The following is a 13,304-nucleotide window of genomic DNA, read 5'->3' as shown; positions in this document are numbered from 1 at the left end:
AGACTTGAAGTGCCCCAATTACCTTTTGCACCCTCAGCTTTATCTTCAGCCCTAGCCTTAGGCCTAATAACGGCTTTACCTGCCCAAGCAGATAACAGCGCAGCTGGCGTTTATACCCTAGAAACCACCACAGTCACCTCCAGCTTTCGCGATGACAGCCTGCAAGAAACCGCCGCCAGCGTAAGCGTGATTGATGAGGCTGAAATCAACAAGCCCGGTAACACGCACCTCTCAGACGTATTGGCCCAAGCGCCTAACGTGAACTTAAGCGCCGGTGCCTCGCGCGGTAAGTATTACCAAATTCGTGGTGTGGGCGAGCGCAGCCAGTTTATTGGCGCGGTTAACCCGTCGGTGGGCGTGTTGGTCGATGGTATCGACATGAGCTCTGCCACCTTAGGCGCCACCCTGCTAGATGCCAAGCAAGTAGAAGTGTTGCGTGGCCCACAAAGTAGTTTATATGGCGCAAATGCCTTGGCGGGCCTGATCAACATCAGCGCCAATGAGCCCACCGACACCCTAGAAGGTAACGTTGAGCTAACGGCCGCCCAGTACAATACCCAAAACTTGAGTGCCGCCGTGGGCGGGCCCATGAGCGATAAAGTGTCATACCGCTTTGCCGCCCAGCGCAATACCAGCGATGGCTTTACTAAAAACGATTACTTAAAGCGCGATGACACCAACAACATAGATGAAACCCTGCTGCGCACTAAATTCCATATCGCCGCCAGCGAAGACTTGGACATTGATCTCTCCGCCTTTTACGCCAACCTAGATAACGGTTATGACGCCTTCTCTCTCGATAATACTCGCCACACGCTGTCTGACCAGCCGGGCCATGATCGCCAAGAAACAGTGGCTTTGTCGGGCAAGACCAGCTGGTATGGCAACAGTAAATTTATTCAAGAAACCGCCATCAGCGTTAATCAGAGCAATCTAGAGTACGGCTTCGACGAAGACTGGCTCAATCCCGCAATTAGCGGTTACGACTCCTTCGATAACTATCAAAGGGATGAAAAAGGCGCCACCGTTGATGTGCGCTTTATTTCCACCGAAGAGTCTCGCTTGTTTAACGACAGCACCGACTGGACCGGCGGCCTGTATTACTTTAATCGCAGCTCAGACTTAACGCGCGAACGCACAGGAAAAGACACCTTTACCAGTGAATATGAAGCGAATCGTTATGCGGGTTATGGCGAGCTCTCCACCGGCTTAACCGATAAACTTACTTGGATAAACGGTTTGCGCTTAGAAGAAGACCATACCCTGTATAGCGATAACGACGGTAACCGAGCCAAGCCCAGCGAACTCTTATGGGGTGGGCGCATGGCGCTGGAATATCAGACCAGCGCTAGCCAAATGCTCTATGGCTCGATTGCTCGCGGCTACAAGGTGGGCGGCTATAACTCTAGCGGCGGTAATAAGGATAAAGCAAAATTTCCTGATGCTCTGCGCAGTTTTGAATCCGAAACCCTGTGGAACTACGAGCTGGGTGCCAAACACAACTTGCTGGACGACACCTTACACACCCAAGTGGCCATGTTTTTTCAGCAGCGTGACGACGCACAAATTAAGGCCTCACGTATTATAGGCCCGGGGGATTTTGTAGATTACACCGCCAACGCCGACAGTGCTTACAGCTATGGCCTAGAAGCGCAAGCTCAGTGGCAAGCCACCCAAGCCGTGCGTTTACACGCCAGCCTTGGCTTGCTGCAAACCGAATTAAAAGAGCCCGGCGCTAAATTTGATGGTCGCGACGCCGCACATGCGCCTGAGTATCAGTTTGCGTTTGGCGTAGACTTTGATCACGGCAATGGCTGGTTTTCGGGCCTAGATGTGGAAGGCAAAGAGGCGTTTTACTTCTCCGATAGCCACAATGCGCGCTCTGACGCCTATACGTTGCTCAATGCACGCTTTGGCTATGAGTGGAATAACTGGCTGGTTACCCTGTGGGGCAAAAACCTCACCGACGAAGACTACGCGGTACGCGGCTTTAACTTCGGAAATAATCCAAACAAGGGTTACATTGTCGAAGACTATGTACAGCTGGGCGCACCGCGCATGTTTGGTATAACGACTAAGTATTCCTTTTAAGTAGCGCTTATTCTTAACCGCTGCAAGGTATAAAAAAGCCGCGCCCTTATAGAGCGCGGCTTTTTGTTGCCTGCGAGACCTACGCCTCCACAACTCTTTTAGCTTGATACTTTTCGCTATCTTTTTCCCTTACCCCATCACAGTTCCGCCTGCGGCAAAATGCGAGAGCAAGCGTTCGCCTACAAAAGTCCTGCCCTTAACCATAAAGCTCCCTTTCAGATCTAATCTCTATTTTTCTTGGATTCCGTGGATTCCGTGGCAAAAATAAGTCTTAGTTCTGGTGTTATCTCGCTCCCTTCACCAAACCCACGGCGCGCTGCACCTTTTGGTGCATCCAGGCTAAGCCTAATAATGCCAAGCCTAAGCCCATAAAAGCCGCTACTCGCCACAGGCCTTGCAAGCCGTCCATGTCGATTAAGAAAATTTTAGCGATCACCAATCCCAATAAGGTCATGCCAATCTTATAAAACTGCGCATGGCCTTTTTGGGTGGCATAAATAATGGCGATAATGGCGTACAACATGCCCACCACTGAATAGGTATAGAGCTCACCGCTATTCATGCCAGACCAAAACGCCATATCACTACCGCGCCACAGTTGGCGAATTTCGAGCGCGCTAAACAGCATAAAGCCGCCACCGGCCACCGCCAAGGCCCACATTCTAGGAACCCACTGAGGGAAGCGGCTCAGCGCAAATGCCAACAACACGGGGCCGCCGTAAGCGGGCAGCAATATATTAAAGAGTGGCCTGGCGCTAATTTCCGTTTCGCCCCACCAAGGGTTATACCAGCTGATCAACAGCAAATAGCTAAGGCTGGCCAAGCCCAGCAACGCTAACGCGCAACTGCGATACAGCCACGCCAATTGCTGAGCGGTTTTGGCTCGCAGCAGATAAGTAATACTGAGCCCGCCCCACAGCAGGGTATTAACGGTGGCCTCAGTAAAGCTGTATTGCTGGCTGAAAATATCACCGTCATAAAGCCAGTAACGTAATTCTGCGCCCAAAAATAACACTAATAAGTGCAGGCTGGCCGCTTCTAACCAAGGGCGAATGGCGTGAGTGCGCTCCGATAAATAGGTTGCTATGCCTGCTAGTGCGGCGGTGCCGCCGTAGGTCCAGAGGCTCCAATGTGTATAAGCCTGGTATTCATTCAGCCAAGGATTAAACGTCAGGCGCGCCACCACTATGGCCAACACCACTTTCAGTAACAAATAAAGCTGCGGCATACGATAGCGGCGAGCCAAGCATACTAGGCTGACAAATTGCACCGAGAGCGCCTGCGTGAGTGAGGCCTCGCGCAGCGCCATGGTTACCGCCAGCGAATAGCTTAAATGTGCCGCCAAGATAGCCCACACTTGGCCGCTTTGGTAATGAGCATAACGCCGCAATAAGCCTGCCAGCGCGCCATAAAGGGTACCGGCCAGCAGCGCACCCAGTGCCCACGCCATGCTGGGCTCAAAGCCCTGTATTAACAGCCAGCCCAGCGTTAACCACACCAAAGGCGCCACTAAGCTGAGCGAGGCCCAACGACGTTTATCGTCCAACCGCCATTGCCAAAAGCCAAGGCCTGCACAGATGGCCGCCGCCAAGATTAAATAACGGCTAAAGCCAGCCTGTTGCTCAAGGGGGAATTGGCGTAAATAAACCGTGTCTAGATCCATGCCGATTAAGTACAACAGCCAACCGGCGGCGCTAGCGAATACCGCGCCCCACGGCAGATACCACAAAGCCTGGCGGCTTTGCGGCATTAATAACGCCACCGGCAAGAGCAATAACCAACTCAAAAACAAGGGGCTTTCGCTTAACGATTCGCTAACAGGCTGACCTGCTATCGACAAAGCCCACGCGATTAACAAGGCAATAAAAGCATCGCGCAGGCGCGCCCTGGCAATCTGGCTCCCGTTGGGCAAGAGCGCAAAACTCAGCCACAAGGCCGTCAGATAAAGAGGCAAGGTGGGCATTATACCGCCGCCAAGCTCTGCACCAGAAAATGGTCCACCCACAAGCAAGGCCGCCAGCCACCACAAGAGCGCACCAGCCAAGGTGGTATACCAAAGCCAGTCACGAAATACATAACGCATTAATAATAGCGAGCTGACGGTAATCAATAAGCTGTAACTTAAGACAAAGGCCACGCTGCCAGCATCACTGTCGATCAGCAGCGGCACTATATAAGCACTGCTCAAGCCCATGAGCGCCAATAAAGGCCCGTGCAAGCGCGCTAACCCCATGGTGCCCAGCGAGACGGCGGCCAATAGTGCTAAGCCCAGCCAAGGCCCTATTAGCTGGTAATGATGAATGCCCGCCAATAAGGCGGCATACAAGGTGACGCTGCCGCCACCGGCCAGCGCGGCAAAGATTTGATCGCGATACCCGTATCTGCGGCGCAAATATTCGGCAGCGCCATGTAAGACTCCACCCACACTGAGCGCCAGCAACAGCTGCAACACAGGGCCCATTAAACCTTCGCTCACCGAGTAGTGCACCATAAAGATACCGGCCAGCGCCACACTCAAGCCCCCCAGCCATACCATCCAGTTTTGTTTAAGCGATTGCATAACACGGGACGGCGCCGCTGAGAGTGCCGCATAAGGGTAAGCTGATTCCTGATACTGAGCTTTGGGCCTAGCGGGGCGAGAAACAGATGCCTCAGCAACAGGCGCCGCCGAGGCTGGGGGAGGCGTGGCGGCGGCCCTTGAGAGATCAGGGCGATCAGGCTGTAAATCTGCGGGCTCGCTTAGTGGCGAGCTCATGGCCGAACTTATTACCGAGCTCATGGCCGAGCTCTGCTCGATAGGATTGGCGAGGGAATCAGGTAACGCCGTGGATTGTTCAGCTGCAGCCAGCGCTAAGGCCTCATTGCGCTTAACCTGCCCACGCAAGGCCTGTACTTCAAGGCTTAGCGAGTGAAGGCGCGCCGCCTGCTTATTAAGATTTTTGTAAGCCAAAAAGCCAAATATCGAGCCTACCGGAAAAAACAGCACGGCGGAAATCGCCAAAATAACCCATAGTCCTTCCAAGCTCTTGCCCTCTTATCAATAGGTAAAACGCTCGCTAGACTTTAAAGCCTGCGCTCATACTGCTTCAGCAAACGAGTAGTCTAGCTGACTCGCCACTATTACTCATCAAGGCGTACCACTTATTAGCCATAGACAAGGCGCGCCGCTTATTAGCCACAAAAAAAGCCGCACTCGTTAAGAGTGCGGCCTGCTTTCTGGATTAGGTGGCGTACCGCTTAAAACAGTACGCGGCGGCCTTTAATGCAATCTCGACATACCGGCTCGCCTTGCAGTGAGCCCAGCACTTCGGGGGCAGAGCGTTTACCACAGCAGCTGCATTCATGAAAAGACTTTAAGCGAATGGCAATAGTCCCCTCCACCAGCGCCAGCAACTGTTCGAGCGTGCCATCATGTGGCTCAATAACGCCTCGCGAAGTCGGTTTGGCCGTATGAATATCGTGATGGCGCCACTGAATAGCTGGCAAAAACACTTCCACCTTATCGTGCTGAAAAGCCACTATCACCAAGGTAGGATCGCCAATAAACAGAGTTTGCGCACCTTGCACCGGATAAGGCAGGTGGCTCTTAAGATGCTGGCGCCAAGACTCCAAATTTTCTGGCAAGGGCATTGCCAGTAACAGAGCGTCCAACAATCGGGATGGCATACAATCCTCTCTTCAACGAAGTGAGGCGGCTTATTAACGCCGCCCGTTTAATTTTCAATCGTTTAGCTTACGTCTTACGCTGCAGGCTGTAAGTGAAAACCCTGCAGAAGCTAAAGCAGCCTAAGGCGCTATCGCCTCACGCCTTACGCTTCTCCCCTCACATATTAAGAGCCCTAGGAGCGAATAAGGTAATCCGCTTGGCCAATCCATTTATAGCTGGTCAGCTCTTCCAGTCCCATGGGGCCCCGCGCGTGCAGCTTTTGGGTAGACACAGCCACTTCGGCTCCTAAGCCAAACTGAGCGCCGTCGGTGAAACGCGTAGAAGCGTTCACATACACGGCGGCAGACGGTGCGCCATTGATAAAGCGCTCGGCATTGACTATGTCATTGGTCAAGATGGCATCGGAATGGCTGGCATTGTGGCGGCGCAAATGGGCTAAGGCCGCATCTACGTTAGGCACTAATTTAACGCCCAGCGTTAAACCTAACCATTCGGTGTCAAAGTCGCCTGCTACCGCGGCACGCACCTTGGCAGAGCCGTCTTTTAATAACGCAAGTGCCGCTGCATCGGCCACGAATTCTACGCCCTTTTGTGCCATGCGCGCACTCAAACTTGGCAATAAGTCAGCCGCAGCCGCCTCATGTACTAACAAAGTATCTATGGTGTTGCACACGCTGGGGCGCTGAGTTTTGGCGTTATCAATCACGTCTATGGCGCGCACTAAGTCGGCGCTGGCATCCACAAACATATGGCCTATGCCAAAGCCGCCGATGATCACCGGCACTGTAGCCTGCTCTTTACATAACTTATGTAAATTAGCGCCGCCACGGGGGATTATCATGTCCACATATTGATCGAGTTTCAGCAGTCCATTTACCCACTCACGTCCTGGCTCGCTGATGTATTGCACTGCCGCTTCGGGTAACTGGCTGGCGGTTAACGCCTGCTGGATCACCTTTACCAACTCTTGATTGGTGTGAAAGGTTTCTCGCCCGCCACGCAAAATGCTAGCGTTGCCGGTTTTTAAGCACAGCGCCGCTATATCTATGGTCACGTTAGGGCGCGCCTCATAAATAACACCCACCACGCCTAATGGCACCCGGCGGCGCGATAAACGCATGCCGTTTTCTAGCACGCGGCTATCAAGCTCGGCGCCTACCGGATCCGGCAAGGACACTACATTGCGCACGTCTTGCGCAATGGCGCTAATGCGCGCTGGATTAAGCATTAAGCGGTCCAGCATGGCCTCGCCTATGCCGCTTTCACGGGCCGCGCTTAAGTCTTGCGCATTGGCCGCGAGTATTTGTGGCGCCGCCATTTCTAGCGCATCGGCCATCACTAACAAGGCCTGATTTTTGGTGCGCGTGGTGCTGTCTGCCAGCACATAGGCGGCGTCGCGGGCGGCTTGGCCCATCTGTTCCAAATTCATACTTACTCCTAACCAGTCAACACTGTGCGCAGATTTACCGCTGTGCTTACAACAACACTAAGTCATCTCTGTGGATAGCCACAGTACCGTGACCATAACCTAGCAGCGCCTCAATTTGCTCTGAGTGCTGACCTTTAATTTGATTGAGCTCGAGGGCATCGTAACGGCAAATACCGCGCGCCAGCTCGCGCCCTTCTGGATTAACGATGCGCACCGCCTCGCCACGGCGAAACCGCCCCTCAATGCGCACTATGCCTTTGGGCAGTAAGCTGGAGCCATTTTCTTGCACCGCTTTCACCGCACCCGCATCGATGTGAATTTCACCGTGCGGCGGCGGTCCCGCTAAGATCCAACGTTTACGACTCTCTAATGGCGTAGCCAGTGCAGGGAACAGGGTGCCAATGCGCTCGCCGTTGGCTAAGCGACCAATCACTTCTGGCACTTGGCCGGTGGCGATCACCACATCTATGCCGGCACGGCGCGCTACGTCGGCAGCTTGTAACTTGGTTGCCATGCCACCCGTGCCCAAACCACCGATACTGCCACCGGCTAATTTACGCAAGGTATCATCTATGGTTTGCACTTCTTCGATCAACTGCGCCTTGGGATCAAAGCGCGGATCTGCGGTAAACAGGCCTTTTTGATCCGTGAGCAACACCAGTAGATCGGCGTCCGCTAAAATAGCGGCGCGGGCCGATAAATTATCGTTATCGCCCACTTTAATCTCATTGGTGGCCACGGCGTCATTTTCGTTGATCACCGGAATAATGCGGTGATCCAACAATGCACGCAGGGTATCGCGCGCATTCAGATAACGCTCGCGGTCTTCTAAATCGGCACGGGTGAGCAAAATTTGCCCCACGTGCAGACCGTAGAGATTAAACAACGACTGCCACGTTTGAATAAGCTGGGTTTGGCCGACGGCGGCCAGCATTTGTTTATTGGCCATGGTATTGGCCAGCTCCGGAAAGCCCAAATGCTCGCGCCCAGCAGCAATGGCCGCCGAGGTGACCACAATAATATGGTGGCCGGCTCTGTGTAAGCTGGCGCATTGGCGCACCAGCTCAACCATGTGCGCCCGGTCTAAACAACGGGTGCCACCTGTTAGCACGCTGGTGCCTAATTTTACAACTATGGTTTTGCCTTTCATGGAAAGCCCAACGGCTCCTTACTAACAGCAATGCCGGCAACAGTGCCGGCAACATAATAAACTAAGACGCATCCAGGCAAATCAAGCAGGTTTAGCGCTTACACCTGCATTCGCTTAGGCGGGGCTTAACAAGTGATCGGTACCCAATGCGATTGACGGGCGTACACTCAGTGCCAAACCATCCATGCAGACGCCGAGTTTATCGTAAAAATCACGCAAGGTGCGTGTCACTTCAGCTTGATGCTTCTTAGGAATGGCTTTTAACTGCCACTCGCCGCTGGCATCAAAAAATCCCAGCTGATAGTGGAACTCAAATTGCTCTCCGTCTTGAGTATCCAGAGTTAACCACCAGCCCCAAAACTCACGCACTTCGGGCGAGGCCTTGGCGCTGGCACACACGGATAAACAGTCGAAAAAATATTGCGTTTCGCACGTCTTCAGCTCGCGCAAATAAGGACCGATTGCAGTAAATACCCGCACTAACTTACGATGAGAAACCTTATCTATAGACATGTAACCTCCCTGTTAACTGTTCTATATGTAACGCTTTTTCTGTTAGGGGTAAAGACCGCTAACGCCGCCAACGCGAAAAAGCCTAGAAATATTACCACGCCGTGACAGCACTCGGCCAGTAAGCCTGAATTGGCTTATCTGCAAACCATAAAAAAGGCCCCTGTAAAGGAGCCCTTTTTTATGCGTAAAGGTAAGCAACCTTATGCTTGGTTACTCTTGATCACGCTTATTATTGGTTGCTTACTCTTGATCACACAGCGGCGTAGCAAACACTACACCCATGTCCCAAGGCTGTTCAATCCAAGTATCTTGCGTTACGCGCACTTCAAAATCGTCAACCAAAGGCTCACCCTTTGGCTTGGCAAACACGGTAATAAATTTAGCTTTTGGGTACATTTCACGAATGACGCGCGCCGTATTACCAGTATCCACCAAGTCATCAACGATTAAGAATCCTTCGCCGTCGCCTTGTACTTGCTTAAGTACTTGCAAATCAGAACGTTGCTGATTGTGGTCGTAGCTGGCAATACACAGCGTATCTACGTGACGAATACCGAGTTCGCGCGCCAAAATAGCGGCAGGAACTAAGCCACCACGGGTTACCGCGATAATGCCTTTCCACTGGCTGGCAGGGAGCTGGCGGGCCGCCAGTTTACGCGTTTCGCGCTGAAAAGAGTCCCAAGTAACGACGAATTTGTTGGACATAAAAAGAACCTTTGGCTGTGAACTTCAAGATAAAATGGTCACCGCTGCTAGATTGACGCTTCAAACAAGCCATAACGACCCGCTGTTGCCAGACAATGAGCAAACAATGCGCGCATTATAGAGATCCCACCCATTCTTGACCAGAGTTACAGTTTTTATTAGCCGAACTTTTATGCTCTCGGTCACTCAATTCCAGCCTAAGACTAAAGTTCAAGCCGTTCAGCGCACATTGTCGCGCATATCCACTTCCTTAACCGGCATCTTGAGATAAGGTAGGCTTGCCATAACCTTACAACTATCAAGGCTTATATTCTCAGAAGGAACACGGATGTGTCTTTATTACGCTCGCTATCTATTGCCAAACGACTCTATTTAAACTTGATCTTGCTCTCTGCGGGTATGCTGATGGTGGTCTGTTTTATGCTCTGGCTGTTCTATCACAGCTTAATGGCAGAAAAGCACACCCAAGCCCAACGACAGGTAGAGTCGGTGGCCAGCCTAGTCAACACCTATTATCAGCAGCAACAACAAGGCCTACTTACAGAAGCAGAGGCCCAGCGGCAAGCCTTGGCCACTATTGCCCAGTTACGTTACGGCAATGAGGATTATTTTTGGGTGAATGACGCCCTGCCGCGCATGATTTTACATCCTATGAATAGCCAACTAAATGGCCAAGACTTGCGCCCCTTTACCGATCCTAATGGCAAGGCCTTGTTCGTGGAGATGGCAAGCGTGGTGGCAAGCAATGGCCAAGGCTTCGTCAACTATTTGTGGCCTAAACCGAGTTTAAAGAACCCTGTGCCTAAGGTCTCTTATGTGCAGGGCTTTGCGCCTTGGGGCTGGATTGTCGGTACCGGTATATACGTGGATGATGTGCATACTCAGCTGTGGGACATAGCGCGCACCGTATTTTTAATCGGCTTAGGCCTTGCCGCTGTGGCTTTAAGCTTGGCGTTTTTGCTAATCCGCAGTATTTTGCGGCCACTGTCCGATACCGTGCTAGCACTGAAGGAGATTGCCCATGGCGAGGCAAATTTAACCCAGCGCCTAGACGAACGGGGTGAAGATGAAGTCACCTTGCTTAGCCAAAATTTCAACGCCTTTTGTACTCGATTGGCACAAACCGTCAGCAAACTAACCCCCATTAGCCAAGAAATGAACGGGGCTGCCGCACGCCTCACCGACATAGCTCGGCACAATCGTGATGCCTCAGAGCAACAAGTGCATGAAACCGAGCAAGTGGCCACCGCCATGAATCAAATGACGGCGTCTAGCCAAGAAGTGGCCACCGCCGCAAGCCAAGCCGCCACCGCCAGCCAAGTATCGGCGTTGGCGGCAAGAGATGGCAGTGACAAGGTAGCGCAAACTCGCAGTGAGTCTGCCAATTTAGTGTTACAACTGGCTCACAGCCAACAGGGCATTGGCTCATTGGCGGAGCGCAGCCAAGAGATTGGTAATATTTTAGAGGTGATCCGCGCCATTGCCGAGCAAACCAACTTATTGGCGCTCAACGCCGCCATTGAAGCGGCGCGCGCCGGTGAACAAGGCCGCGGTTTTGCCGTGGTGGCCGATGAAGTGCGCAACTTAGCCACCCGCACCCAAAGCTCCACCGACGAAATAGCCGGTATTATTCAAGGTTTGCAGCACGAAGCCAATAACACAGTGACACAAATGAACGAGCTGATGCAGAGTGCTAAAAACACCCAACTCACGGCGGATCAAGCCGGTGACGCCTTGCTGGCCATTACCGACGGCATGACGTTAATCAATGATATGAATAGTCATATTGCCACCGCCGCTGAGCAACAACGCCACACCACAGCGGATATTAGCCGTAACTTAAATCGCTTAAGCGAGCTGGCAGACCAGACTCGGGTTAAGACCCAAGAAACAGAGCAAGCCGGTGTGGCCTTGTCGGGACTGGGTCAGCGCCTTGCTACCGAGATGAGCACCTTTACCGTGTAACTAAAAGCGGGGAGCCAAAAGCGGGCGGCAGTCAGCATGAAAAAAGACATTAAATTTGCAGCTTGTGTTTTAACTCCAGGCTGCTCGCTTTAGCTTCCCGCTCTTTATTAAAGGTGTCTTTGGCTAATTGTAAGCCCAAGCGTTAAGCTAGCGGCTCGGTTACGGCTCCTTCTATTAGGTAGGTAATAATGTCCACTTCTATTCGCACTCTTTCGCCGAGCTTGTTATGGCAGTTTTTCGACACTATTTGTAGCATCCCCCATCCGTCGGGTCATGAAGCGGCACTACGCCAATGGATAACCGACTGGGCACAAGCCCAAGGCTTAACCGTTCTTCAAGATACCATTGGCAACCTGATTATTCGCAAAGCCGCAACGCCGGGCATGGAAAGTCGTAAAGGTGTGATCTTGCAGGCGCACCTAGACATGGTGCCTCAAGCCAATGCTGAAACGGCTCACGACTTCACTCAAGATCCCATCCAGCCTTATATCGATGGCGATTGGGTGCGCGCCCGTGGCACCACACTTGGCGCCGATAACGGCATTGGTTTATCGGCCTGTTTGGCGATATTGGCCGATAGCAAGGTGCAACACGGGCCATTAGAAGTACTGCTCACCGTGGATGAAGAAACGGGCATGACAGGCGCCTTTGGCTTGGCACCCGGTTTATTGCAAGGGGAGATCCTACTTAATACCGACTCCGAGCAAGACGGTGATGTGTATATGGGCTGTGCCGGTGGCGTGGATGCCACTGCTATTCTGCCCTATTATGCCGAGTCGGTACCCTCAGATCATCAAGCGGTACGCTTAACCATCACCGGCTTACGGGGTGGCCATTCGGGCATTAATATTCATCAAAATCGTGCCAGTGCTAATAAATTACTGGCGGAATTATTGGCCGAGATAGCGTCATTAGCCGAGGTGCGCCTCAGTGAAGTGAGTGGCGGCACCTTACGTAACGCCATAGCACGCGAAGCCAGCGCCCTGTTTACCTTACCGAGTACGGCATTGGGCGCCTTAAGGCAATTAGTTGAGCGTCAGCATGTGCTGTATCAGGCTGAGTTTAAAGGCGTGGATGATTTTATTTGCTTGGCGCTTTCGCCGGCTGACTTACCCAATCGCATCATGAGTACTGATTTACAGCATCGCTTAAGCGCTGCGCTATTAGCCTGCCCCCACGGGGTCATGGCCATGAGTCGCGACATGGCGGGCGTAGTACAAAGCTCCACCAACTTAGGGGTGATCGACACGCAAGCCGAGCACATTCATGTGCAATGCTTAATTCGCTCTTTAAACGATGGGGGGCGCGATAAAGTCGCCGCCGCCACGGCCGCTGTGTTTCGCTTAGCCGGTGCCCATTGCCAGTTTAGTGGCGCCTATCCGGGTTGGCAGCCAGATCCAGACTCCGCCATCATGCAGCTGTTACTGCAATCTCATCAGCAGTTATTTGGTGTGACACCAAACATCAAGGTGATCCACGCTGGTTTAGAGTGCGGCTTATTTAAGGCCATTTATCCGCACTGGGACATGGTGTCGTTTGGCCCAACTATTCAAGGTGCCCACTCACCGGACGAGCGCGTACACATAGATGCGGTCGGCCGCTTTTGGCAGCTATTGGTCAATGTATTAAAGATGATCCCAGAGACTAAGTTGTAAGTTGTAAGTTGTAAGTTGTAAGTTATAAAAATGGAATGGCCCGACTAAAGTATGGAATGGCCCGACTAAAGTAGACACCCGTTTAAGCAGCATTAAGTTGCTGCGCATATGCGTTGGGGGTTAATCCTC

At 52.4% G+C, this 13,304-nt stretch carries 9 protein-coding genes; 3 read left to right on the top strand and 6 right to left on the bottom strand.

Annotation, left to right across the window (positions count from 1 at the left end; genetic code table 11):
• The first annotated feature begins 9 nt into the window (after positions 1 to 9).
• A complete protein-coding gene (locus ACEN2G_RS11650; RefSeq protein WP_442021690.1) occupies positions 10 to 2,091 on the top strand; it encodes a TonB-dependent receptor in 2,082 nt (693 codons plus the stop codon).
• Positions 2,092 to 2,374: 283 nt separating this feature from the next.
• Here the strand turns inward: ACEN2G_RS11650 and ACEN2G_RS11645 are convergent, their stop codons facing one another.
• The 6 genes from ACEN2G_RS11645 to gpt form a co-directional block, all read right to left on the bottom strand.
• Positions 2,375 to 5,113, bottom strand: a complete 2,739-nt coding sequence (locus tag ACEN2G_RS11645) for a DUF2339 domain-containing protein (RefSeq protein ID WP_442021688.1) — start codon at positions 5,111 to 5,113, stop codon at positions 2,375 to 2,377.
• Positions 5,114 to 5,328: 215 nt separating this feature from the next.
• Positions 5,329 to 5,757: a hypothetical protein gene (locus ACEN2G_RS11640; protein ID WP_442021686.1), complete on the bottom strand. Its 429-nt coding sequence runs from the start codon at positions 5,755 to 5,757 to the stop codon at positions 5,329 to 5,331.
• Between the two features lie 173 nt (positions 5,758 to 5,930).
• Entirely contained in the window at positions 5,931 to 7,187 is a 1,257-nt protein-coding gene (locus tag ACEN2G_RS11635; protein ID WP_442021684.1) for a glutamate-5-semialdehyde dehydrogenase, read from the bottom strand.
• Positions 7,188 to 7,233: 46 nt separating this feature from the next.
• Positions 7,234 to 8,337 carry a glutamate 5-kinase gene (proB, locus tag ACEN2G_RS11630; RefSeq protein ID WP_442021682.1) on the bottom strand — a complete coding sequence of 368 codons (1,104 nt, stop codon included), beginning with the start codon at positions 8,335 to 8,337 and terminating at the stop codon, positions 7,234 to 7,236.
• Positions 8,338 to 8,451: 114 nt separating this feature from the next.
• Entirely contained in the window at positions 8,452 to 8,850 is a 399-nt protein-coding gene (gene crl, locus ACEN2G_RS11625) for a sigma factor-binding protein Crl (protein WP_442021680.1), read from the bottom strand.
• Between the two features lie 240 nt (positions 8,851 to 9,090).
• Entirely contained in the window at positions 9,091 to 9,555 is a 465-nt protein-coding gene (gene gpt / locus ACEN2G_RS11620) for a xanthine phosphoribosyltransferase (RefSeq protein ID WP_442021678.1), read from the bottom strand.
• Positions 9,556 to 9,885: 330 nt separating this feature from the next.
• On the opposite strand from gpt, the gene ACEN2G_RS11615 reads away from it, so the two are divergent.
• On the top strand, positions 9,886 to 11,520 hold the full coding sequence (locus ACEN2G_RS11615; RefSeq protein WP_442021676.1) for a methyl-accepting chemotaxis protein: 1,635 nt from the start codon (positions 9,886 to 9,888) through the stop codon (positions 11,518 to 11,520).
• A gap of 188 nt (positions 11,521 to 11,708) precedes the next feature.
• Entirely contained in the window at positions 11,709 to 13,175 is a 1,467-nt protein-coding gene (locus ACEN2G_RS11610; RefSeq protein WP_442021674.1) for an aminoacyl-histidine dipeptidase, read from the top strand.
• Positions 13,176 to 13,304: the final 129 nt, after the last annotated feature.

Origin of the sequence: Oceanisphaera sp. W20_SRM_FM3 (assembly GCF_052119705.1) — a bacterium.
In the GTDB taxonomy this organism is placed as follows: domain Bacteria; phylum Pseudomonadota; class Gammaproteobacteria; order Enterobacterales; family Aeromonadaceae; genus Oceanimonas.
Note: the sequence above shows the minus strand (reverse complement) of the source record. Positions and strands in the feature narration are given on the sequence as shown.